This window comes from Bacillus sp. NPDC077411, from assembly GCF_044543425.1.
Taxonomy (GTDB): domain Bacteria; phylum Bacillota; class Bacilli; order Bacillales; family Bacillaceae_G; genus Bacillus_A; species Bacillus_A bruguierae.
Map to the genome: position 1 here is coordinate 64,072 of NZ_JBITWA010000005.1, position 25,422 is coordinate 89,493.

A 25,422-nucleotide genomic window follows, 5' to 3' on the forward strand; every position below is an offset into this window, starting at 1 on the left:
AAAAGCACTTTCTTTGCCGATTTCTCACTTCTTTTGTCAAGCATGCAGGGAACAAAAAAGCTATCACGAATCCTTCTAACAATAAGACGTAGGAGGGATTATTGTGGAATATAAAACGCCGATGATTGCCAAAACGTTAAGTATTAGTCCAAAAGCTGTCATCCGCCTTGCGCAGCAAATTGGATTAGAATTAAAAAAGAATAAATTTGGACACTATGTTTTTTACGAAAAAGATTTACAGCAAATGCTTGAATTTCAGCGCTCTACATCAAGTCACGAACATAAACTCCCTTCCAATCCTGCTGCTGAGGCAGCACCATCAAATGAAATGCAACAATTTATAAAAGAATTAAAACATATTTCCCTACGATTAGATCGTCTAGAAGAAAAATTACAAGAAAAGGCAGACGATGTTGTAAGCTATCAATTGTTACAGCACCGTAATGAAATAGAAGAAATGCATGCAAAAATTGAACAATTAGAAGCGGCACTTAAACGAAAAGAACCTATCTATATTACCCCAGAAGTCGCAGCATCAAAACAAGAAGAAAAACCAAAACGACGTAAAATGATTTTGAATATTTTTGGATTTTAATATTCTGTAATAAAAAAGGTGATGTTCATCGAACATCACCTTTTTTATTATGATAACATCGTTTTCATATCTTCTTCTGCTGTTGTAATGAGTTGTAAACGAAATGCGTCTTGTAACACTTGTAGTACACCTGGTGATATAAACTCCGGTGCTTTCGGACCGATACGAATATCTTGAATACCAAGACTAAATAATCCGAGTAAAATGGCTACAGCCTTTTGCTCAAACCAAGACAATACAATGCTGACTGGTAACTCATTCACTTCACATTGAAATGCTTCCGCTAAAGCGGCTGCAATTTTCACTGTTGAAATCGAATTATTACATTGTCCGAGATCAATATAACGCGGTATATTCGTTCCTGGCACAAAGCCATAATCTACGTCATTAAATCGAAATTTCCCACAAGATGTCGTTAAAATAACTGTTTCTGGTGGTAAGGATGTTGCTAATTCACGATAATATTCCCCGCCTTTTCCAGGTGCATCACAACCAGCAATGACGAAGAAACGTTGAATTTTACCAACTTTCACCGCATCAATAATTTCCGGTGCAAGCGATAATACGGTTTCATGGTGAAATCCCGTTGTTAATTGTTCTTCTGACTCCATTTGTACATCTGGAAGTTCCAGCGCCGTTTCAATAAGCGATGTAAAATCATTATTTTCAATTTTGCGTACTCCCTCTAATCCTGCAACATCGTAGGAAAAGAAGCGATTTGCATATGTTCCTTTGATTGGCATCACACAATTTGTCGTTGCTAATATAGCTCCTGAAAATTTTTCGAATAAACGACGCTGATCATACCAAGCCTTTCCGATATTCCCCTTTAAATGCGCATATTTTTTCAACTGGGGATAACCATGTGCCGGCAGCATTTCAGAATGTGTATAAATATTGATACCTGTTCCTTCTGTTTGCTTTAATAACTCTTCTAGCGCAAACAAATTATGTCCTGTAACAACAATTGCTTTCCCATAAGCGCGATTTTGTGTAATTTGTACTGGTTCTGGCACTCCGAAATGATCAGTATGTGCCTTATCAAGTAATTCCATCACGCGAATCGCGGCTTTCCCAACTTTCATTGCCATATCTAAATGTTCTTGTTCATTAAAGTTTGAATTTGTTAACGTCATATATAACGCTTCGTGCGTTACTGCATCTACAAATGGGTCTGTGTATCCAAGCTGTGCTGCATGGGTACGATAGGCAGCAATTCCTTTTAAAGCAAAGACGATAATATCTTGTATACTTGCAATGGTTTCATCTTTTCCACAAACTCCGATAATTTTACATCCTCCGGTAGGCGTTTGTTCACATTGATGACAAAACATCATTCCCATCCCCTCTCTAGCAATCTTTATAGTGTAAGCGTAATACAAATCGCTATCGAAAGATGTGATGATAATCACATGGAATGATGCAATTTTGTGACAATTTTTATCTTGTTAACATAATATTTTTACTGTTCTCTTTAATCAATGCTTGTGCATGTGCATTTCCTTGAATCACATCACGAAATTCCTTCAAAGAATACATATGCGTCAATCCCTTCATAACATGAATACGAACTGGTACACCTTGTAGTTCATCATTAACAGTCAATGCTTCATCGATTGGCTCAATTGGAAATCCTAATGAACGTAAGTACATATACATACGCTTTGTTACAACCGCAATATACCACTCCGCCTTTACTTCTAACGCATGTATAAATAAAATCGTCGCAAGTTGTTTAAATTGTCCACGACCGCGAGATGTTTTTGCAATACTTAACTTTCCAATTTCGTACACGTTTTTTAACCCTTTTATATATTCACTTTCAGAAAACGGATAAAAAAACTCGGAATTCGATTGTTCAGGTGTTGTATAATGTATACATTCAACCGTTCCGATATAATGATTGTCTTCTATCAATAAAAATCTTGAAGGTGTTAAATTTCGTTCTACAAACATTAAGTTTCGTTCTTCACAAAAATCTCCCCATAATTGTTCGAACCAAAAATGTTCTTCCTTTGTTTGAACACGTTGGAACATACTACCCCGCCTTTCCCATTACCCTTTACTTTTGTTAGCGCTTTCATCACCTATCATATAAAAAGGAAACATGCTATGCAAGAAAAATTGTTTTTCCATTTATAGTTTCCATATATAAATGATGATTCCTGTATTATTTTTACATTTACACAAAAATTCCATATATACATAACAATATTCATAAAAAACATGTTACATTTTGTAAAATACCTTCCTCACCTCAAAATTCAAAAGAAAAACTGACCACTAGGGGGATAAGATAAAACATTATTTCCTTATCCCCGCCAACCACCCCTGAAAAATATTCACTAATTCTTTTTTCCCCGCTAGCCTCTCTTCGCCTTTTTTTGTTTTATACGGATACAATTGTAAAAATATACCGCAACCTGCTTCAATTTTTTTGGCATGCATATTACTGCCTGGATATACACATATAACTTCATAAATTGCACGGCGGTGAAATAATCGTTTTCCATTCTGCTCTTCTACATATTTAATTGACCAATATTTGTACATCTGCTCGGTTGCTTTCGTATTTCCAACTGGCTGAAAAATGTTATACATCGGACTATATTTCACTTCAATAATAATAGATGATTGATATATATAGGCAGTTTCTCCTCGCTTATAACAATCAATACGAATATCTGGTTTTTTGGTATCTTCTCCATTATAAAAATGACTCTGTTTACTGAGCGCAATAAGCGGATGTATTTCAATTAAATCATTGAATGCCACATGCAGCTGCAACTCTTCGTTTTCTAACACAATTGTTGTTCCATCTTGTAAACCATCTAAATAAAAATACGATTGAATTTGTTCTGCAATTGACGGAGCATCGTTAAAACCAATCTCCTGTAAAATTTCCACAATAGTAAAATATGCATAATACTCATAAATTAAAAATGTCGGCTTATAAACAAATAAAAACGATGGTTCTAATTCATTGTGCTGCGGTAAAAATTCAAGTTGACGTAATAGCTGGTGATATAAAGGAGGAAGTGAATGTGTTGTAAGTGTAATTTCTTCCTGAACCCCTCTCCAAAATGGTGTGTATAAAAGATGTGAAAAATACGTAAGTGTACTTTGCAAAATGGTATATAACACTTTATATTCTTGAATTTTCATCGCAATTTTGCGCAAATCAGTGTCTTTTAACAAATGAATGTTGCCATATTTTTGTTTGTCTCGCTCAGTCACAGAGCCATTTCGCTCAATCATTTGTAAAATGGTATACACTGCTTTTTTCTCTTCTCTTCGTGTTTGCTGTGCCCGCTCTAGTTTCTGAATAATTTCGCGCAAAAATAAATCAATTTCTAATAGTTTATTATAAAACAACTTCGTTTTATATTTTACATAACCATTTTCTTTACAATGCTCTTGCTCTGTAAAGCGGCGATTATACCATTTTGCATACGGTTTTTTCTCATGTATAATGGTGCTCTTTCTTGTGGGTTTTCTCTCTTTTATTTCCCATATATGTTCTTGTTCAAAAAATTTCTTTTGCTGCATTTCATAATATAACTGCTTTACTTTTTTCATTTTTTGCGGCAACATACGGAGCATACGCATATATGAATAATCTTCAATATCTGCAAACGTAACAAATGTCTTTTTATAATATCCACGATCTAAAATGATTTCACCTAGTACAGACTTTACATATTGCTGAATTAACTCTAGTTGATCATCAAAAAAATTTTTCGGAACGATTTGAAATGCCCCGTAAAACACCTCTTCTCCAACTTGCACTTCAAAGTGATATACACCGCAGCGCCATGGATATAAATAATCCGTTTTTCCATGCTCATATAGTAAAACAGTACGTTGCTTTTCATGCAGTTCATATTTCCATTCCATATGTTGCTTTTGTCCTTCATATACTTTATTCCAAATGAACGTAATCTTTATTGGGTACCTTGATTGTATATGTAGCCGAAGCGGTTTTAATTCTTGTACTTTGTACACACATGAAGAAATCGTAACTGGCGAAACACAAAGTTTATTTAATACAATATGCTCCCCCTTCTCTTCTGCTCCTACTATTACTTTCAATACAAAGGGAAGCCTCTCCCCTGTCTCCATGATTTCTGTTTCATACGTACCTTCATTTAACATATCCATACAGCTCCAACTCTCGCTGTTTTTGTTTCATATACAGCAGTGAGTGTTCAAAAGTTGATACACGATTTGCAAGTGATGATTGTAATAGTTGTACAAGAGACATCTCTTTCTTTCCCTCTTCACGAAGCAATGCCCTCATTGTCGCTTCTGTACCACGTAACTTCGTTAAAATACGTTGTTTTATTTGTAAATCAAATGCTTCTTCACGACTTATTAACAAAGATCTCCCTTCATCATATGGGATATTTTGCAAATAAGATGCAATTGCCGACGCAACGCGAAAAGAAATTCCTTTTGAAGCATCGTGAAGAAATAACAGCTGATGCACTTTATCTAATAACTCCAATTCTTCTTCTGTAAACACATCAAGCATTGCCTTGTGATGAACCCAGTTCATTCGAAATTCTAAGGCTGAAACAGATAATGAAAACGGAATATTTATCATCTTTCTCTCGACCATACTCATCTCACAGAATGGAATTTTTTGAAGGAATACAACATTTACACGGTCTAATAAACGGTCAGATAGCTCCTTTGTTGTTTCATCAAAATTAACTGTACCAATAAAAATGACATTATCACCAATTTCTATTTGCGGTGGTACATCCTGTTCTTTTTCATTACTAGCCGCATATAAAGTTAAAATACGGTTTTTTCGATCTAGCTGCAAGAGTGATAGAAAAGGAGTAAACCAATGCTCAATATATGACAAGTTCATTTCATCAAATACAATCATATATAATTGATTTGGATTTTCAGCAGCATCTAACAATGTTCGAACAAGTTTTGTTTCACTTTCCATATACGTTCCATTTGAATGAAGATAACCTAATACATCATGAGGCTCTTGATAAGATGGTGACACAGGAATCCAAATGAAATCTTTCCCAAATGTTAATCCAAGCGCTTCTGCATAGGCTTGCACAAACTGTGATTTTCCGATTCCAGGCATACCACCTACTATTGTCAATAAATTTGTCTTTACACAAATATGAAAATTGTAAATATCACTTTCATCAATATATAATTCTTTTTCTGCGATAATTTGCTTTACGCATTGTATAAAAGAATACTCACGTTCATTCCATTCATTTCCCTTTTCTTGTTTACGTGTATCGCTGATTTCAATTTGTTTTCCATTCTCTTTTATTTGTTTTTCTAATTGCTCATATACTTCTGTTCGCACAAAAAACAAACTATTCTCTACATTCATATCGGCATACTGCATCCAATCATCCACATCGAGGTAACGAACATCCCGCCTCTGTTCTCGATATGTAATGGCACTAATAGAAGGTTTTAAAGATACATTTCCATATATCCGCCCTTCATACCATAACAACCCTGGCGTACCAAAATCATGTGGAAATTTGGGCACTAGAAATGAAACATATCCTTTCTCAAGTTTTCTTTCAAACACTTCTCTCGCTTTTGTGACTGATAGTTTAGGAGAAGGAATCATTTTATAGGAGTTTGCAATTTCTCGTTCTTCAGCATCTATTAATTCTACATATAAAGTGTTCTCCATATAAGAAAGTCGGAATAACAACAATTGTTTTTCTCGTTTTCCTTCTTTTATACTTGCGAAAAATTTTTCATTTTGTTTATTTTTATATAAACCCTCAAATATATAAGAATCTTCTCCAAAAGCCACTTCAATTATGTTTGGAATTGGCGAAAGACAAACGACAAAAAATGATCCTTTCTTCTTTGGCTCTTCTGCAAATTTCCCAACAAAACGCATATGCTGTAATCTCTTTACAAAACTTGGGTGAAGAGCTTTCTCAAGTTTCATCTCGCTCACCTTCTTTTTTTCAATGCTTTTATCATTGTATGAATAATAAAAGCAAACTAGAAACAAAAAACCTGACACTTATTGTCAGGTTAAATGAAAGTCTCCTTTTTCGTGAGAAATTGCATTGTGAGCAATCTTCATTTTCGCTAATACATAACGTAATGTATCTTCTGCATTTTTATCTTCATGTACATGCATATTAGCTAAAACCTCTACAGAACACGCTAAATTTTCTACCGCTCCGCGCAGTTCGGGATTTCGATTAAAGAACGCTTCTTGCACTAATAATTTCCGAACATCTTGTGCTAACTCTACAATCCGCATCAATTTTTCCTTTTCTTCCATAACAATCCCCTCCTACACATTCTTAAAACTATATATTCTGTTAATCCCTAAAAATTCCTGCTAACCACGCAAGAAATCTTGTTCACCCATCAAAAAAAGGATCTATGCCCACACTGTAGCATAAATCCTTTTTTGTATATTGATATCTTTACATTCCAATCTTTCCAGTAACCAGCATATAAATAGAAGTACCTGCTGCAAGTAAAATGATAATCATCACATATTGTTCAGCGCGAGTAAAACAGCGATTTCCTTGCTCTTTTCTTGCAGCGACATACACAATAAGTCCGATGCCATAAACTAAAGAAACAAGTAATAAATTTTTCAATCCGGCTGCATATACAAGCCAAACTCCATATACAGATGCCATAGAAGCAAGTATCCCATCTTTCCATCTGTTTCCTTCATATGCTTTTGTAATCACTAATTTCAACTGATATAGTGCTGAAAATACATATGGGAGTAAAATTGATGTTGATGCAATAAAATACATGATCTGATATGTGGATGCTGAAAATAACACAATAATAAATAATGTTTGGGCAACACAGTTTGAAATCCATAATGCCATATGTGGTGTATGATTTTTGTTCGTTTTCGTAAAGACCTTCGGAAATACGCCGTCTTTTCCAGCAACGTGAGAAATTTCCGAAACAAGTAAAAACCAACCAATTAATGTACCAATAAGCGAGGCGATTAATCCTAAGTTAATAACAAATGCGCCCCATGAACCAACGACATGCTCTAATACATGTCCCATTGACGGTGTTTCAAGTGCCGCTAATTCCTCTCGTGACATTACCCCTAATGATAAAACAGAAATTAAAATATAAATGCCCATTACTAACAGTAAACCGAATACAGTTGCTTTTCCGACATCACGGCTATGCTTTGCTCGGCCCGATAAAACGACTGCCCCTTCTACGCCAATAAATACCCAAAGCGTAACAAGCATCGTATTTTTAACTTGTCCAAGTACAGAAGATAATGAAACCGGAGCTTTTCCCCAAAAGTCATGCGTAAATATATCCCACCGAAACGCAGTAACCATAATCACAATAAATAATACAATTGGGACAAGCTTACCAATTGTCGCAATAAAATTCATAATCGAAGCTTCACGAATTCCAAGTAATATAAGAAAATGAAGTGTCCACAATAAAAGTGATGCACCGACAATAGATGGAACATTATTACCACCTTTAAAAATCGGGAAAAAATATGCTAATGAGTTAAATAACAACATAATTGTTGCAACATTACCTAATATTCCAGCAATCCAATATCCCCATGCGCTGTTAAATCCAATATATTCTCCAAAACCAGCGCGTGCATAACTATAAATGCCACCCTCAAGCTCTGGCTTTCGATGTGCTAATGATTGATATACAAGAGCAAGCGGAATCATTCCTAAAGCTGTAATGCACCAACCAATTAAGGTAGCACCGCTGTTTGCTCCTGCTGCTAAATCGTGCGGTAAACTAAACACCCCGCCTCCAACCATTGTTCCTACTACAAGTGCAATTAATGGAAAAAATCCTAATTTCTTTTCTATTGGTATCACCCCGTCTGCAATTTCTTGATGTGTTCATTCCGTTCCACCAGGCATTCATATTATGAGTTATTTATATAAAAAATACGTACCCTGAAAATGACGAACTGTATCACTTTATATTCTTTCAGAAAAACATTACCTATTCTAAAAGAAAATGAGCAAAAATGGAATACTTTTTCGAAAAAAAGTATAAGTATGCATAAAAAAAGTCGTTTATTTTTATATAAACCACTTTTTTATGTTACATCTGTAAATTTTATCCTGCTATTCGTGAGCAGTAAAATCCCGCCCTCAAGATTGTGAGGAGTCCGAAGAAGATAGATGGTGGATAACTGCCGCTATGTGCCCAATTGGACGAGGTTTCCATCAGAGGGTGATAAAACCCTCTCTGATGGAAGTTTCACTTCATCTATTTTAATAGTCCTTCTTTTTGTAAAAATTCTTTTGCTACAGTCTCTGCTGCTTTACCTTCTACGTTCACTTCATAATTCATGTTACGCATTTCTTCGTCAGTAATTTTCCCCGCAAGTTTATTTAATGATTTTTCAATTTCTGGATATTTCTTTAACGTTTCTTCACGTACTAATGGCGCTCCTTGATATGGTGGAAACAGCCCTTTATCATCTTCTAATACTTGTAGACCGTATTGCTGTAATTCACTGTCTGTTGAATAAGCATCAATGACATTCACATCACCAGATTGAATTGCACTATAACGCAACTTCGGTTCCATTGTTTTCAAATGAGGAAACTGTATATTATATAGTGTTTGTATTCCTTTATATCCATCTTCACGATCTGCAAACTCAAGTGTAAAGCCAGCTTTCATTTCAGAAGAAACATTTTTCAAATCAGAAATTGTCTTGATATTATACTGCTTCGCTATTTGTTTTGGTACTGCTAATGCGTACGTGTTGTTATACTGCATTGGCTTTAACAGCTTCATATTAAATTTTTGCTCCATCCCATTTCGTGCCTGCTCATATACTTCTTGACGACCTGTACTTTTTGGTGCTTCTTTTACGAAAGTTGATAAAGCTGTTCCTGAAAATTCTGGATAAATATCGATTTCTTTAGATTTTAACGCTTCAAATATAAAAGATGTTTTTCCGAATCCTGGTTTTACCTCTACTTTTAAATCAGTATCCTGTTCGATTAATTGTTTATACATCTGAATTAAAATTTCCGGTTCTGAACCAAGCTTACCAGCAATTACGATATCTTTCTTCTGCACACTCCAAAGAAAAGGTGCGATGATGATTCCAAATACAGCAACTGCTGCAACTATTGTTCGTCTCGGTGAACGTCTTACATGCAAGGTCATGCGTAACACACCATCAAAGAATAGTGCTAATAATGCAGCTGGAATAGCCCCTAATATAATAAGAGCATGGTCATTTCGATCAATTCCAAGCAGAATAAGCTTTCCTAACCCTCCTGCTCCAATTAAAGCAGCTAATGTCGCCGTACCAACAATTAATACCATTGCCGTCCGAATTCCTGCCATAATAATAGGCCAAGCAAGTGGTATTTCTACCTTCCATAAACGCCTCCAATTGTTCATTCCCATCGCTTTTGCTGCCTCAATAAGTGATGGATCTAGTTCACGTATCCCCGTATATGTATTTCTTAAAATAGGAAGCAGTGCATAAATCACAAGGGCGATTATAGCTGGAACCTTTCCGATACCAACTAACGGAATTAATAACCCAAGAAGTGCTAAAGAAGGAATCGTTTGCATTACAGCAGAAGTACCAATTACCCATTCAGCAATAGGCTCTTTTCTTGTTAACAAAATTCCAAGTGGCACTGCGATAAGAATTGCGAAAAATAAAGCAATCAACGAAATTTGTAAATGTTCCAAAAGGGCACTTAACAGTTCTTGTTTACGCTCTTGTATCGTTTGTAAAAAGGACGTCACTGTCTATCCCCTCACTTTCATTTGCTCTACTATATATTGAACGATATGTTGACTTGTTAATGTACCAATGTATGTACCGTTTTGTTCGATTGGTATTTCTTTTTCGCGTTCTAAACGAAGTAAAGCGTCCTGCAAGGAAGCTTCAGTCGAAAGTGGATTACCATCACCTTGTTTTCCTTCTTGTACTAATATTGATACTATATCTTCTACTTTTCTATGATCATACCAAGATAATCGTGGTCTCCCAATAAATTCTTCTACAAATGTATTTGCGGGGTTTTGTAAAATTACTTCTGGCGTATCAAGTTGGACAACTTTTCCATCTTTCATTATACAAATACGATCACCAAGTGCTAATGCTTCTTGCATATCATGAGTTACGAAAACAATTGTTTTTTGAATCTTTTTTTGTAAGTCTACTAAATCACGCTGCAGCTGTTCACGGCTTAAAGGGTCAAGCGCACTAAACGGTTCATCCATTAAAACAATTTTGGGATTGGCCGCAAGCGCTCGCACAACACCAACGCGCTGCTTTTGACCGCCAGATAATTCATCTGGCATACGTCCCCTATATGTATCAGGATCTAAACCAACCATTTCTAATAATTCATCAACACGCTTTTGAATTTTCGCTTTACTCCATTTGCGCATTTCTGGTACAACCGCAATGTTTTCTGCAATTGTCATATGCGGAAATAGCGCAATTTGTTGCAATACATATCCAATATTCCATCGTAATTCATGAATGTTATAATCCCGAATATTCTTCCCATCAATAAAAATTGAACCTTCTGTTGTTTCAATTAATCGATTGATCATTTTCATTGTCGTTGTTTTTCCACATCCACTCGGACCAATCAAAACAAAAAATTCTCCTTTACGAATCTCTAGCTCTAGAGAATCTACCACCTTTGTTTTATCATCAAACGTTTTTGAAACGTGTTCAAATCGAATCACAAATACAACTCCTTTTTCATTCTTTCCTCTATTCTCATGGAAATTTGAGCTATTTTCAAATGATTTGTCTTTTCAAAATAAAAAGAGCTCTATTTTGAGCTCTAATAATCTTTTAAAATTGTCTTTATGACCGCCGCATACTCACGTATATATGCCTTTTTCCGCGAACGCTTTGGCGTTGGTGCAGCAAGTGCTTCCATCTTCATTCCTAAGCGATCTGCAATAATTTTTGCTCGGTATAAATGATAGGTGTTACTTACTACAACCGCATGTTTTATATCATATAAATCCTTAGAAAACTTTATATTTTCATATGTACTTGTAGAACGATCTTCAAGTAAAATTCTTTCTTTTCCAATGCCGTTTTCCATTAAATAGCGACTCATACTAAGAGCCTCTGAAATATCTTCATCGTCTCCTTGTCCGCCAGATACAACTACTTTTACTTTTGGATGCGAATGTAAATAGCCTAGCGCTACATCTAATCGATTTTGTAGTGATAATGACGGTTTATCACCAAATAGTTTTGCACCTAAAATTAAAACATACGGTGCTGTATGACTTACTTTCTCATTAGCAGTTTTCTTCATGCAGTATGTTATATAAACAACATATACTGGCGGTAATAACAACAGTAATAATAACCATTTATTCATATAGCAGTTCTCTCCCTTTTTTATATTATATAAAAGAAAGAGATCATGCAGAAGTATTTTACCTACATCTAGTAAATTTCAAAAAAATAGCGAGGAGACAATCCTCGCTACTTTCCCTATCCTTGACGCTGTCCTGCATTTTGAGCATTGCGTGCTTTCTTTGAAGACGTATGATCTTGCGTTTGATTTCCTTTATGCTTCGCAGAACCTAGTGCTTTTGTTTTTCCCATATCATTTCACACCTTTTTTTAAATGTTACATCTATAGGATGTGTATTAGATTCGTTACTATACAACCGTTTTATTGGTAATGTGAATTCGTTCTTGCCGCTGCATTTTCACATATGAAACCCCAATACATGTTGCACCAATTAATAATATGCTCAGTGCATAAAACGGAATCATGACACCAATTTGAGACACAAACGTTGTAAAGGCAATAAGAAGAATAACTCGTACACCTGTACCAACAAATCGAAATAGACTATCAACACGCCCAATTATTTCATTTGGAACCTCTTCCATCATAAGCACGCTTCGTGCAACACGTGTTCCTGCATTTCCCATTGCCTTAAAAATAGCAAGGCCGTATACCAAGTAAACGGATGGTTGTATAACCATTACGGTAATTGAAATTGTATATATGAGCATTGTGAATACAATAGATACTTCTGTTTTTACATATTTCATAAGAATTGGAATGCCAATTCCCGCAAGCATCGCACCAATTCCGTACATCATTCCTTCTGTTCCATATACTGATCCATTTGCCTTTAATACGTCTGAAATGTATACCGGCATTAAGTAGTTCGTCATCATTACACCGATAAACGGCATATAAGATGCAAATAAAAACCAAAATAATTGCTTTCTTTTCTTCATAAAATGAACGCCTTCAAAAATTTGTTTTGCAAATGGTTGCTTTCCTAGTTTTGTTCTCTGTTTTGTATATGGAATAAACGATAGCAGTACAAATGCACCGACATACGCTAACATATTAATAAATAAAATCCATTTGACAGCAACAATTGTAATCATAAAACTAGCAACTGCACCAGCAATAACTTGTGTCAATTGTCCCTGTATTTCCATCGTACCACTAAGTGATTTATAATGCTCTGGTGCAAACACTTCTTGATTAAATGCGAAAATATTCGGATAAAATACTAGATAATAAAACGAACCTGCTATATACAGCACAATGTAATGGATTGTTTCATAGGAGTGACCTGTAAATCCCCAATATACCATAACAAAGACTGCGATTGCTCCGATGGCTTCATTCACTAAGAGTAACGTTTTACGAGAAAAGCGATCAATACAATGTCCGATAAACGGTGTACACAAAAACATAACAAGTGTAGACATAATCGAAATATAACCAAACATTGTATTGCCACCAGGCGCCGTTACAAGCAGCCATGAAATCGTAATCATCGTAATCCCAGAGCCAATCGCCGATAAGCTATTGGCTCCAAGAATATAGTACAACCGGGAATCACGGTAAAGAGATGACATATTAATCAGCTCCTAGCTGTTTTTTCAGTTCTGGAAAAATGCTCATGTATCCTCTCAATTCTTTTAGCAAATCTGCAATTAGCGGTTTCGCATCTTCCCCTAATTCTCCGTTCTGTACATGAAGACTATCAATAACAACTTGTTTCGGAATCACATTTGCATATACGCCTCTTGCCACAATGCGCATACTATTTAAGGCATTTATACCACCTTTACCTCCACCTGCAACTGCAAGAAGCCCAACCGGTTTATGCATAAACTCGCTGCTTCCAAGAAAATCAAATGCATTTTTTAGTGCACCGCTCATCGCATTATGATATTCCGGCGTGCATAGGACAACACCATCTGCTTCTTTAACAAGTTTCTTTAATTTTGTTACTGCTTGTAATTCATATTGAGAATTTTCTCCGTTATATAACGGAAGCGCTTCAACAGCTAAATCATATAATTCTCCGTTATAAGTCTGTGCAATATGCTTTGCAATGACGCGAGTTTTACCAAATTTACGTGGCGTACCGTTAATGACAACTAGTTTCATGATTATTTCTCTCCCTTGTTTGAATTTCTATATTTATCTTATCAGAAAATTCCCTCTTATAAACCGTAAGAAAGGCGGAAACCACTTGAGAAAATAGTATGAAAAAACAAAACAGAAACTCATACTTTCGTATGAGTTTCTGTCATTACTCTTCCTATACAACACCATGTTTTACCGCATACAAGGCTGCTTGCGTTCGATCATCTACATGTAATTTAGCTAGGACATTTGAAACATGCGTTTTCACAGTTTGTTCTGTAATATGTAGTTCTGACGCAATTTCTTTATTACTTCTTCCTTTGGCTATTTCTCGCAGCACTTCTTTTTCTCGTTTCGTTAACATAGACAAGTGATCTTGCTTACTCTCAATTGCCGCAGGGCGACCTAATAAGGCAGGCGTTACTTTTGGATGAAAATTAGCATTCCCTTGATGAACTGCAATAATAGAAGCTACAAGTTGATCGGGCTGCACTTCTTTTAATTGATATCCATCTGCACCTGCTTCCATTGCTGGAAGAACATAATCTTGTTCTGAGAAACTGCTTAACATCAGTATTTTAATAGATGAGTCATATTGTTTTATACGCTTCGTTGCTTCAATTCCGTCCATTTTCGGCATCGACACATCCATTAATACAACATCAGGTCGTTCTGTTTGAATAAATTGTAATGCCTCTTCTCCATCTCCCACTTCACCAATAATGTCAAATTCTTCTTTTGTTTTTAAAAAGAAAACAAGTCCTCTTCGGACAATATGATGATCTTCTACAAGCAGTAATTTAATTTTCAATACATGTCTCCCCTTTGAACTGGTAACTGAATCTCAATCTTCGTTCCTTCACCTAGTTTCGTTTGAATATGAAACTTCCCTTTCATTAACTCAATACGCTCTTGCATATTTTTCAAACCAAGCGCAGAATCTCTTACTTTCTCTTTCATAAATCCGATTCCGTCATCTTCGATTTGAAACTTCAACATATTGTTTTCTATTTTTATATGTACAAATACGTTTTCGCAAGAAGCGTGTTTTTTACAATTATGAAGTGCTTCTTGACTAACACGCCATAACATTTCTTCTATTTCATCATCCATCGAAATAACCCTATCAATTCGCATAATTACATGAATACCAAGGAGCTTCCCATAATTTTGAATTGCTTCAGCAAGACCTTTTTCTAAACCTTCAGGCCGTAACTGCCAAATTAATAATGTCATCTCTTGCAGCGCCTCTTGTGATAACTCTCCTATATACGTTAACATCTCCTTTAATTCTTTATTTTTCGTCATATCCATTGTTCCTCTAGCCGTTAGCATAATGGAAAAGAGAAGTTGCTTAACAGAATCATGCAAATCACGTGCTAGGCGATTTCTTTCTGCAACGATTACATATTTCCGCTCTTTCTCAACTAGCCTAATCCGTTGAATCGTTGTCCCTATTTGAAAGGCAATCGCTTCTAATAAAGCTAATTCTTCTTCTGTAAAGTACGTTTTATGAGGAGAAGCAACATTTAATAATCCAAACTTCTCCTCTCCTGCCTGAAGTGGAATCGTCGCATGATGCGTAATACTCTCTGTTTCTCCCCACTCATATTCAATCGCATCCTCTATACGCTTACATTCAATAATATTTGTTGCTTTTTGCAAACGCCCCGCAACAAATCGATTAATACACCAACAATCACCTTCGCACATTGGTTTCTTTTCTTCCCATGTAAGTGCTGGTGGTAAATTTGTATCAACGAGCATTTGATGCGTTCCTTTTTCATCAATAAAAAAAATCCATCCTGTTTGTAAATCCATCACTTGCAAGAGCGTATGCAGAACTTTTTCTAACATTTGCTGCAAATCAGTCGCTTCATTTAATAACTCCGCAATTTCTTTTAACGCTTGCAATCGATGCATTTGTCTATCATTTTCATTCATGTTCATCACCATTTCTCATTATAACATTATGAAATTTCTAAATACTACAAATAAAACTCATATCACTATATAAATACAAATTAAAAAAGCGACATAAAAACCCTCTTTCTTTCTAGGCAAGCAAGAGCATCTGGCCATGCATAGCAGCGACTTATATGTCGAAAAATTAAAATGGAAATATATAATTGTTCGAATGTCTGCATCTCTATTTTTCTAGGAATCTTATTGCCGGCGAATAACCGATCCTGTATCTTTTCGAATATATGTGCCACTTTCACTTTTTTCTTCTATTTCATCATTTTGCGTCGCTTGAATTGTTAACATATCCTTTTCAAAGTCGACTTTAATATTTCCTATCTCCCTCTTCCATAAGAAAGGAATTTGAAAAAAGTATAAAGAAACATATACAGTGAGAAGCTTCATAAAAAATTTTTATATGAAATAATCAAGAAAGGTGATATAAAATTGAGTGTATTGACTAAATTAATAGAACAAGCTAAAAATCCAAGAGGTTTTGTGGGGGCATCTATGTTATGCATCATGAATGCCGCTCATACTAATATGACAAGATGGGCTTTAAGTAATGTTAAAATAAATGGGCATGCAAACGTGCTCGATATAGGTTGCGGCGGTGGAAAAACAATACATACTCTCTCGAAAATGAATCAGGACGGAAAAATATATGGTATTGATTATTCCAAACAAGCAGTAGAAAACTCTATCAAACTGAATAAAAAAGATATAGATTTAGGAAAAGTACTTATAAAACAAGCAAGCGTATCGGCTATGCCTTTTTCAAATGACTTTTTTGATATTATTACTGCTTTTCAAACCCATTATTTTTGGCCAAATTTAGAGAATGATGTAAAAGAAGTATTTCGGGTCCTCACATCAAATGGCTATTTTATTATCGCAGCTGAGCTATATAAAATAAATTATCATATGAGAAAATTCAAAACAAAAGAAGATATAGAAAAATTATTGAAAGAAACTGGATTTAGCAACGTAGTATTTCATGAGTATAGAGGTTCAATTTGTATAATTGCAAGAAAATAACGAAACCGCCAGAATTTTTATTTTTCTGGCGGTCGTTTCTTCCTATTTTACTGTAGTTTGCAGACAAGACTTCACATGCTGCAGGGCAAATTCATGCCCTTGTTGATTAAATGAGGCAACTGCTTTTTCGTAAACTACAATGCGGAATCCTTTATTATAGGCATCAATTGCTGTATGTAACACACAAATGTCCGTACAAACACCAACAAGATGCACTTCTTGTATCCCTCTTTCTCTAAGTTTAATTTCTAAATCTGTTCCTGCAAAGGCGCTGTACCGTGTTTTATCCATGTAATATACATTTTCATCATCTTTATGTATTTCGTATAATTTTTGTAATTCACCGTATAAGTCTCTTCCCTTTGTTCCTGCTATATTATGAGGTGGATATAATTGTCTCTCTGGATGATATAAATCATTTTCTACATGTTTATCAACAGCAAATATAACATAATCTCCATTTTCAATGCACTGCTTCGTAATTTCTACAATGTTCTTTTCTATCATTTTCCCAGGTTTACCACACGTTAAAGCTCCATCTTCTGCTACGAAATCATATGTATAATCAATATTAATAAGTGCTCGCTTCATCTTTTCTCTTCCTTTCGTTTCACAGTAAACAATAGAAAACGCGTTATAACGACGCTTTATTACATACATATTCGACAGGTAAAATGAAAATCCCTATACAAACAAAAGAAACCTGCTTAAAAAGCAGATTTCTTCTTACTGTGCTGGTTTATTTTCAAACTTCGCTTGAACAAAGTTGATTACTTTTCCATTCGGATCATTATTTTCATACTGGATTGCTGTTACGGTATGAATACCTGGTTGTAGTGTCTCTTCTTTTAACGACATTGTTGTTTGTGCTAATTTTTTTACTTGGTGCTTGTCTTCAAACTGTTTATCGACGTATATAAATATTTCTTTATCCTCTTGAAAATTTTCAAGTTCAACTTCTACTTGTTGAATAAGCGTATCTTTTTTAATAAATACGACAGGTATATTCCCATTTTCCGATGTACCATCTGGTGTAACAACTTTTACTTTTCCTTCACCAACTGAAGTTACTCCCTCTGGGAATGAATATTTTATTTCTTGCTGTGCATTAACAACTCGTTCTTGTTGTTTTTCTTCTTTGACGTTATTTTCTTCTGTTACTCCACAACCAACTAACAACATAACAGATAATCCAGTGACTATGAATTTTTTCAAAATCCATTCCCCCTGTATCTCAATGTATAATTTATTATACAAGAATAACTCTTAAATATATACACTTATTACTTTCATAAACAAATTCTCTACTTACATCATTAACTGTACCACACTTATTCCCTGTTTATCACCATTATTTCTTCAAGAAATTTTTAGTAAATCTTTTTTACTATTCATTTCCACAAAAAAATAATCTTAGCCCTTATAACTAAGATTATTTCAACTTTTCTCTTCTTACTAACGAAGAGTTCATTTTATCGAATAAACTTCGTAATTTCCGCTACTTCTTTTCGAGCTAATTTTTTGGGCTGTTCTTTCGGATGTCCTAATGCAATCACCATATTGATTTGTTTATCAGATCCAATTTCTAAGTAGTCTCTTAGCTCGTTCTGTGCTAATAACACCGGTCCTGTCATCGGGCATGTACCGAGGCCCCTAGCATGAGCCGCAAGCATTAAGTTTTGCGAGGCTAAGCAACTACTTTTGATGCCTTCCTCTTCCCAAACAGACTCTGGAACAAACTCAATTGGATCAAAAATCTTTTCACGAAATTTAGATTGATATGGGGTTGCTAAACAAATGATTAAAACCGGTGCATCTGAAAATGCTGTTGCATATGGTCCAAAAGAACGAGTCAATAATTTCCCTGCTTTTTCCTCCCCTTTTTGTGCTGCTTCTTCTGCTCGCTTATGTAATGCATTCCATGTCATCTCTTCTATTTCTTTAATTTTGTCACGGTTCATAATAACGACAAATTCCCATGTTTGCGAATTTGTATCACTCGGTGCATATCTCGCACAATCGATAATTTCTTCAATCTCTTCCACAGAAACATCTTGCTCTGTAAATTTACGAACGCTGCGACGACCGTGAATAATATCTTTGAATGCTTGATAATCCATATAATTTAAAATCCCCTTTTATAACATTTTCAAAATCCCTGCCAGTCTGATTATATCACATAACAAAAAAAGCTGGACATGTTCCAGCTTTTTACGTATTTTTTCACTTCTAACGTTCAATAAAACGCAGTTTCACTTTCATTCCATTTTCCATCAGCGTATTTGGCTTTGGAAATAATACAATATTTACCTAGTATATATAGCTCGAACAGCATTTTTATAAGATACAGACACATCGAAGAGACGTGCATATGGATATACCATCACTCCCTCATTGAAAAAAGTACCGATATGCAATGCCTGTTATAAAAATCCTTTAGGATCGTTACTCATCCATGAAGCGATTTTTCTGTCACTTGTTCAAACAACTGTACTGATTCAAGTTACTGGAATGACCGCATTCAAACTGAAGCCGTAATTTATTAATTGTTCGGCGTTACTTTGTTATAAATACTTTCTTTATACGCTTCCTGCAACTTTCTTATAATTGGTTGTTCTCCCGTTTGATACCAATCTCCTCCAATTTGCGTCACTGGTACAATTTCAATGGGTGTAGCTGTAAAAAAACACTCATCTGCACCATATACTTCTGGAAGAGAAAATTGTCGTTCTTCAACAGGAATATTCAACTTCTTTGCTAAAGAAATGACATGATGACGTGTAATTCCATGCAAAATAAATTGGTTCGCAGGGTGTGTAATAAGAGTTCCATTTTTGACAATAAAGAAATTAGAATGACACCCTTCTGTTACAATGCCATTACGAACTAAAATCGCTTCGTAATAGCCTTCTTTTGCAATTTTATTTTTAATCATGATATTCGGAAGTAAATTAAGGGATTTTATATGACAAAAATGCCAACGTATATCTTCGGCAACTGTTGCTTTAATTCCGTTTTCCATCAAAGTATCTGGCCTTGGAAATGGTACGATATTTGCATAGTATGTAGGCTGAAGATTGGACTCGAACAAGTGGTTTCTAGGCTGTACACCTCTTGAAATTTGAATATATACATTTCCATCCTCTTTAAATTCATTTTTCTCAACTAATTGCTGCATTTGATAAATAAATTCTTCTTTTGTAAAGGGCGGTTCTAATTCAATTGCTTTCATAGATTGAAAAAAACGATCTAAATGGAGATCTAATAAATGAGGCTTCCCATCATATAAACGAAATACTTCATATACTCCATCTCCAAACTGTAATCCTCGCTCATCTAATGAAATCATTGGCTCTTTCTCTCTCGTATTTATCATACTTCCATTAAGTAATATCCAATCTTTATAAGTACTGTACATTGTTCCTCGCCTCCTCTTCCTATATACCCCCATTGTATAATTTAATCCCCTCAAAAAGAAGGAATTTTCTAACTATTATACAACAAAATATTCTCTCCATTTACTAGCTATATTGAATTTTCTTTTTCAACATATACCCAAGTGTTCTTACCCACCTACTAATAACCCATGTTATTAGTAATTATTTTTTTCAAAAAGACTTGCTCATATTGGATATCAAAACATAAAATATGAGACGCAAACTATTTGTTCTCATTATTTTTATCTCCTAAAAAGGAGGGAATAACTTGGGGTTTCTTGAGGGATATAATAATTTCAGTGGAGCATTTTCTCCTCTAATAGTTCGTTCCATTCATTTTTATGGCCAGCGGTGGAAACAAAGAGTTCACAAAAAACAACGCCTAATACTGCGAACAAATAAAAGAAGACGGTATTATCTAAAGAAATTGCCATGATGAAAAGTCTCAATAGAAAAACTCTCTACTCAAAAAACACCTAGGATCTCTTATAAAATACAAGAAACCCTAGGTGTTTTTATATACGTTCACTTCATTTGGCAAAGTTAAAATCAAAAGAATCTATAGAACATGGATTCTTTCCTTCCAACTTAATATGAAGTGTATTTAATATAAGAGGGGTCATAATAAATCCACTGACTCGCTCCAAGATCAAGCCAACTGTTTTGGTATTGATATACTACATATGATTCTGGTGCATTTAATTGACGAATAACTGAAGCGCTCGTTGATGGTCCTGTTCTTAAGTTGATATTGGTTCCGCGAATTTCGGCTACACCAATCGGACTTCCATCTTGATTTCTATACTTTATATATTGCATATAAGATGGATCGTAATAAATCCACTGACTCGCTCCAAAATCTAACCATCCATTACTCTCATTAAAAACAACATACGATTCCGGTGCATTTAATTGACGAATAACTGAATAACTTGTTGAGGGACCTGTTCGTAAATTTACGTTCGTTCCAAGAATATTTACTACACCAATCGCTTGTGGATCTGGTGCTGGAGGATTCGGGTTCTCTTTCGCAGACAATCCCATAATATTTGCAATCCCCTTTGTATACGCTTGACACAAATCTTCAATGAACTGTTGATTTTTTAGTAAATTTACATCTAACGTCGTATCAATAAATGCTGTTTCTGTTAAGAGAGCGTCCATTGCTGTTTCTCTTAATACCGCATAATCCGCTGTTTTAGCACCGCGGTCTTGCAATCCATATTGATTTAAAACAGTGCGAACAGCTTCATGCATTTTCGCTTGTTTCATAGCCGCGGAACTACCGCTTGGGAGGCCATTATAAATATAATCTTCATAGCCTGTCCCGCCACCACTATTAATATGAAATGAAATGAAGAAATCTGCATTATATGAATTAGCGATATTTGCCCGTTCTGATAACGCTACGAATACATCACTATCACGTGTCATCTCAATGTCCACATAATAAGTTGCTAGTAAAATATCGCGAACACGCTGCGCAATTTGTAACGTGAGATTCTTTTCTTCTAAACCATTTCCAACAGCACCCGAGTCATATCCGCCATGTCCTGCATCAATGACAAGTTTCATCACTCAATCCCTTTCTTTCCCCTTCATTCTAAAGCATATATTATATGCTCGTCCTATTTTATTCATAGAACTGATAGAATGTGACAATGATAGACAAAAACCATCTTATGAAAGACGGTTTCCATCATCTCGATTCAACCAATTTAAAATCAAAATATAAGTTTGATAGTGGACATATCTCAGAAAAAATAAACAACATAAGATTCCCATTCCGATGCAACTATATAGCAAACCTAATTTCAAAAAAATTTCAATGGTTGGTGGAAAAAGAGTGACTTTTTGCAAAATATATAGCATAAAAAATAACATTAAAAATAATGGGAAATACTGCAATTCATATGGTGTACGTCTCTTACTTAATATATTTCTTATAAATAATTGAAAGAGCTCTGCAAACAAAAAGCAGCCAAGAATTACCATAAGTGTTAGTGTCATTCCCATATACTTCCCACCTTATTTTATAATGTACTGATAAAACAACACATCTTGCCACTCATCAAACTTATAACCTACTTCTTGAAAACATCCTACATATGTAAATCCTATCTGTTCATGTAGCTTCACACTTATATCGTTTCCCTTTGTAATCCCAGCAATAATAGTATGATGAGCTGCCTCTTCTGCCAATTGAAGTATGTGCCCTATCAATTTCTTCGCTACACCTTTCCCGCGCGCTTGTTTTTCCACATATACTGAAATTTCTACTGTTTGCTTATATGCTTCTTTTTCGCGAAATGGTGATAAAGAGCAATACCCAAGCACAATACCATCGTCTTCAGCAACGATGACTGGATACATTTCATTATGCGCATCAAACCACATATTCATTTCTGCTAATGTCTTCTCTTGTAAATCAAATGTAGCGGTTGTATGGATAATTGCATCATTATATATATGTAAAATTGATTTTACGTCTTCTTTATATGCGCTGCGAATTTCCATTTCTTCGTCTCCCCCGTTACACTTTCTTTATGTAAACATGATTATTTTTTTGAAAACCAAGTTGTTCAAAAAATGATTCTATTCTTTCATTTTTATTTATAAATATGATTTGAATCTCCTTCACATGCTCTCTTTTTACTATCTCCTCAAACGTGTAATAAGCATTTGTTCCATATCCGTATCCCTCATAATCGTGATGAATAAGAAGATACGATAATATCGCTTTCTCTTGTTTCACAGTGTAGTCAACAACACCTATATATGTATCATCTGCTTTTATACAATACGCTACATCTTGAATTGGTAGATCATGAGAAGAAAACATTTCTTTTACTACTAGTTTTGTTTCGCCTGTTACTTTTTCAAACATTAACATATTTATTTCACTCCTTATTATTGTATCAAACAGGACAAGTATTTATGAAAAAAACCTTAAGATAGCAATGCTATCTTAAGGTTTTCACTTTATACTAAGCTATAAGCGCGCTTTGTTTCTTCGTGAAACGCATTTGTATCATATTTGTGCTCAACAAAAATTTGATGCCATACCATAAATGCAAGTACTGTCCAAATTTTACGGCTGTAATCGCCTTTATCTGCACAATGTGCTTCTAATAAATCTAATACGTACTGCTTATCGATTAAATGCTCTGTTTTGCTTTCTTTAATGATATTTACAGCCCAATCATGCATTTCATCTTTTAACCAGTGACGGATCGGTACTGGGAAGCCTAACTTCTTACGATCTAATACGTGATCCGGTACAATACCACGTACTGCTTCACGTAAAATTGCTTTTGTTGTACCATTTGCAATCTTTAATTCTGTCGGAATTTTAGATGCAACATCAAATACTTCTTTATCTAAGAATGGTACACGAAGTTCTAATGAATGTGCCATTGTCATTTTATCAGCTTTTAATAAAATGTCGCCGCGCAGCCATGTGAACATATCAATGTATTGCATTTTGCTTACATCGTCATAGTTCTTGATATCATCATACAACGGCTTCGTAATATCCATGTAATTCACACTCTCATTGTAGTGCTTCATAAGTGCTGCTTTTTCTTCTTCACGGAAGATTTTCGCATTTCCATAGTAACGCTCTTCAATCGGTGTACATCCGCGCTCTAAGAAGCTTTTTCCTTTGAATCCTTCTTTTAATGCACCACTTAACGCTTTTAATACACGTTTTCCTGGGCTAGGGATGTAAGAGAACATTTTTAAAGAGTTTGGCTCACGATAAATGTTATATCCGCCAAACAACTCATCTGAACCTTCCCCAGAAAGAACAACTGTTACATGTTTACGTGCTTCTTTTGCAACGAAGTACAATGGTACAGCTGCTGGATCCGCTAATGGATCATCCATATGCCACATAATTTTTGGGAATTCATCCATGAATTCTTGTGGTGTTACGAATACGCTATAGTTTTTTACACCTAATTTTTCTGCTGTTTCTTTCGCTACGTCCACCTCACTAAAACCACGACGTTCAAAGCCTACAGAGAAAGTTAATAGATTTGGATTCATTTCTTTTGCGATAGACGCGATAATCGATGAATCGATACCGCCAGATAAGAATGAACCTACTGGCACATCACTACGCATATGCATTTTCACAGAATCGTATAACACATCACGAATTGCCTGAATATGCTCTTCTTTCGTCGCATCAGATGCATTGAAATATGGTTGCCAATAACGACGAATTTCCATCTTTTTACCAAGCTCTTTTACAAAGTAGTGACCTGGCTCAATTTTGTTAATATCAACTGTTAACGTTTCAGGCTCAGGAGCATATTGATACGTAAAGTAGTGTTGCAGAGAAGCTGGATTTACCCCTTTATCTTCCATCACATGTAAGATACTTTTCTTTTCAGATGCAAAGAATGTTGTATCCTCGTGCTGTGCAACATAAAGCGGTTTAATACCGAAATGATCACGCGCACCGAAAAGTTTTTTCTCTTCGCGATCCCAAATCATAAATGCAAACATACCACGAAGATAATCTACACATTTTTCTTTCATATGAGCATATAATGCAATGATTACTTCTGTATCAGATTGTGTCGCAAATGTTGCACCTTTTTCAAGAAGCATTTCGCGAAGCTCTACATAGTTATAAATTTCACCATTAAAAATAATTACATAACGATCGTTTTCATACGTTAACGGCTGATGTCCTGCCTCTAAGTCAATAATACTTAAACGGCGGAAGCCAAATTGTACGTGTTCATCACGGAAGTACCCTTCATCGTCTGGACCACGGTGAAAGATAATCGTATTCATATTTTCAAATTGATGTTTTTCTTCTGCCGAAAACCCTCTAGGGTTTTCACATAAACATCCTACAAAACCACACATACTTTCTTACCCTCTTTCGGTTTTCATTCTTTTTCTATACTACTATATCAACCCTATTTATACTAGCATAATCATAGCAATA

Annotated in this window: 24 protein-coding genes and 1 pseudogene; 2 read left to right on the forward strand and 23 right to left on the reverse strand. The window is 35.1% G+C overall.

From position 1 onward, the window contains the following. Positions 1 to 103: 103 nt before the first annotated feature. Positions 104 to 595 (forward strand): chromosome segregation protein, encoded by a 492-nt coding sequence (locus ACIGHG_RS08895; protein ID WP_336472670.1) that lies wholly within the window; start codon positions 104 to 106, stop codon positions 593 to 595. A gap of 47 nt (positions 596 to 642) precedes the next feature. On the opposite strand, the gene hcp is transcribed toward ACIGHG_RS08895, so the two are convergent. The 14 genes and pseudogenes from hcp to ACIGHG_RS08965 form a co-directional block, all read right to left on the reverse strand. After that, a complete protein-coding gene (gene hcp, locus ACIGHG_RS08900; RefSeq protein ID WP_336472806.1) occupies positions 643 to 1,929 on the reverse strand; it encodes a hydroxylamine reductase in 1,287 nt (428 codons plus the stop codon). Positions 1,930 to 2,035: 106 nt separating this feature from the next. Continuing rightward, positions 2,036 to 2,632, reverse strand: coding sequence for a hypothetical protein (locus ACIGHG_RS08905; RefSeq protein ID WP_090911610.1), 597 nt, complete (start codon positions 2,630 to 2,632; stop codon positions 2,036 to 2,038). Positions 2,633 to 2,899: 267 nt separating this feature from the next. Then, complete coding sequence (locus ACIGHG_RS08910) at positions 2,900 to 4,750, reverse strand: hypothetical protein (RefSeq protein ID WP_396548279.1); 1,851 nt, start codon at positions 4,748 to 4,750, stop codon at positions 2,900 to 2,902. Beyond that, on the reverse strand, positions 4,740 to 6,551 hold the full coding sequence (locus ACIGHG_RS08915; RefSeq protein ID WP_336472671.1) for a hypothetical protein: 1,812 nt from the start codon (positions 6,549 to 6,551) through the stop codon (positions 4,740 to 4,742). The genes ACIGHG_RS08910 and ACIGHG_RS08915 overlap by 11 nt, the downstream gene beginning before the upstream one ends. Positions 6,552 to 6,635: 84 nt before the next feature. Next, on the reverse strand, positions 6,636 to 6,896 hold the full coding sequence (locus ACIGHG_RS08920; protein WP_336472672.1) for a LemA domain protein: 261 nt from the start codon (positions 6,894 to 6,896) through the stop codon (positions 6,636 to 6,638). A gap of 148 nt (positions 6,897 to 7,044) precedes the next feature. Continuing rightward, positions 7,045 to 8,472 carry an arginine-ornithine antiporter gene (gene arcD / locus ACIGHG_RS08925; RefSeq protein WP_336472808.1) on the reverse strand — a complete coding sequence of 476 codons (1,428 nt, stop codon included), beginning with the start codon at positions 8,470 to 8,472 and terminating at the stop codon, positions 7,045 to 7,047. 388 nt (positions 8,473 to 8,860) lie between these two features. After that, complete coding sequence (locus ACIGHG_RS08930; protein ID WP_336472673.1) at positions 8,861 to 10,372, reverse strand: ABC transporter permease/substrate-binding protein; 1,512 nt, start codon at positions 10,370 to 10,372, stop codon at positions 8,861 to 8,863. 3 nt (positions 10,373 to 10,375) lie between these two features. Then, complete coding sequence (locus ACIGHG_RS08935) at positions 10,376 to 11,329, reverse strand: ABC transporter ATP-binding protein (RefSeq protein ID WP_396548140.1); 954 nt, start codon at positions 11,327 to 11,329, stop codon at positions 10,376 to 10,378. A gap of 101 nt (positions 11,330 to 11,430) precedes the next feature. After that, the gene (locus tag ACIGHG_RS08940; protein ID WP_396548142.1) at positions 11,431 to 11,985 is read right to left on the reverse strand and encodes a YdcF family protein; all 555 of its coding nucleotides are present in this window, start codon (positions 11,983 to 11,985) and stop codon (positions 11,431 to 11,433) included. Positions 11,986 to 12,272: 287 nt separating this feature from the next. Further along, positions 12,273 to 13,502: an MFS transporter gene (locus ACIGHG_RS08945; RefSeq protein WP_396548144.1), complete on the reverse strand. Its 1,230-nt coding sequence runs from the start codon at positions 13,500 to 13,502 to the stop codon at positions 12,273 to 12,275. A 1-nt stretch (position 13,503) separates the two neighbouring features. Further along, positions 13,504 to 14,040, reverse strand: a complete 537-nt coding sequence (locus ACIGHG_RS08950) for an NADPH-dependent FMN reductase (RefSeq protein ID WP_336472677.1) — start codon at positions 14,038 to 14,040, stop codon at positions 13,504 to 13,506. Positions 14,041 to 14,194: 154 nt separating this feature from the next. After that, positions 14,195 to 14,830 carry a response regulator gene (locus tag ACIGHG_RS08955; protein ID WP_090911631.1) on the reverse strand — a complete coding sequence of 212 codons (636 nt, stop codon included), beginning with the start codon at positions 14,828 to 14,830 and terminating at the stop codon, positions 14,195 to 14,197. Continuing rightward, positions 14,827 to 15,975, reverse strand: coding sequence for a GAF domain-containing sensor histidine kinase (locus tag ACIGHG_RS08960; protein ID WP_396548147.1), 1,149 nt, complete (start codon positions 15,973 to 15,975; stop codon positions 14,827 to 14,829). The genes ACIGHG_RS08955 and ACIGHG_RS08960 overlap by 4 nt, the downstream gene beginning before the upstream one ends. Before the next feature lie 216 nt (positions 15,976 to 16,191). Beyond that, a pseudogene (locus ACIGHG_RS08965) lies at positions 16,192 to 16,314 on the reverse strand (alpha-crystallin domain-containing protein); the annotation flags it as partial. A 114-nt stretch (positions 16,315 to 16,428) separates the two neighbouring features. Between ACIGHG_RS08965 and ACIGHG_RS08970 the strand changes: the two are divergent. Next, positions 16,429 to 17,019, forward strand: coding sequence for a class I SAM-dependent methyltransferase (locus ACIGHG_RS08970; protein WP_336472678.1), 591 nt, complete (start codon positions 16,429 to 16,431; stop codon positions 17,017 to 17,019). 42 nt (positions 17,020 to 17,061) lie between these two features. Here the strand turns inward: ACIGHG_RS08970 and ACIGHG_RS08975 are convergent, their stop codons facing one another. From ACIGHG_RS08975 to asnB, 9 genes are all read right to left on the reverse strand, one after another. Continuing rightward, the gene (locus ACIGHG_RS08975) at positions 17,062 to 17,610 is read right to left on the reverse strand and encodes a cysteine hydrolase family protein (protein ID WP_396548149.1); all 549 of its coding nucleotides are present in this window, start codon (positions 17,608 to 17,610) and stop codon (positions 17,062 to 17,064) included. Positions 17,611 to 17,745: 135 nt separating this feature from the next. Continuing rightward, positions 17,746 to 18,234 (reverse strand): putative periplasmic lipoprotein, encoded by a 489-nt coding sequence (locus ACIGHG_RS08980; protein ID WP_336472680.1) that lies wholly within the window; start codon positions 18,232 to 18,234, stop codon positions 17,746 to 17,748. Between the two features lie 257 nt (positions 18,235 to 18,491). Further along, on the reverse strand, positions 18,492 to 19,139 hold the full coding sequence (locus ACIGHG_RS08985) for a nitroreductase family protein (protein WP_336472681.1): 648 nt from the start codon (positions 19,137 to 19,139) through the stop codon (positions 18,492 to 18,494). A 422-nt stretch (positions 19,140 to 19,561) separates the two neighbouring features. Further along, on the reverse strand, positions 19,562 to 20,437 hold the full coding sequence (gene dat, locus ACIGHG_RS08990) for a D-amino-acid transaminase (protein WP_336472682.1): 876 nt from the start codon (positions 20,435 to 20,437) through the stop codon (positions 19,562 to 19,564). A gap of 607 nt (positions 20,438 to 21,044) precedes the next feature. Then, positions 21,045 to 22,031 carry an N-acetylmuramoyl-L-alanine amidase gene (locus tag ACIGHG_RS08995; RefSeq protein WP_396548152.1) on the reverse strand — a complete coding sequence of 329 codons (987 nt, stop codon included), beginning with the start codon at positions 22,029 to 22,031 and terminating at the stop codon, positions 21,045 to 21,047. Between the two features lie 105 nt (positions 22,032 to 22,136). After that, a complete protein-coding gene (locus ACIGHG_RS09000) occupies positions 22,137 to 22,466 on the reverse strand; it encodes a hypothetical protein (RefSeq protein ID WP_139207584.1) in 330 nt (109 codons plus the stop codon). Positions 22,467 to 22,484: 18 nt separating this feature from the next. After that, positions 22,485 to 22,973, reverse strand: a complete 489-nt coding sequence (locus ACIGHG_RS09005; RefSeq protein ID WP_336472683.1) for a GNAT family N-acetyltransferase — start codon at positions 22,971 to 22,973, stop codon at positions 22,485 to 22,487. A gap of 16 nt (positions 22,974 to 22,989) precedes the next feature. Continuing rightward, entirely contained in the window at positions 22,990 to 23,349 is a 360-nt protein-coding gene (locus ACIGHG_RS09010) for a GNAT family N-acetyltransferase (protein ID WP_336472684.1), read from the reverse strand. Positions 23,350 to 23,438: 89 nt separating this feature from the next. Continuing rightward, on the reverse strand, positions 23,439 to 25,340 hold the full coding sequence (asnB, locus tag ACIGHG_RS09015) for an asparagine synthase (glutamine-hydrolyzing) (protein WP_090911650.1): 1,902 nt from the start codon (positions 25,338 to 25,340) through the stop codon (positions 23,439 to 23,441). Positions 25,341 to 25,422: the final 82 nt, after the last annotated feature.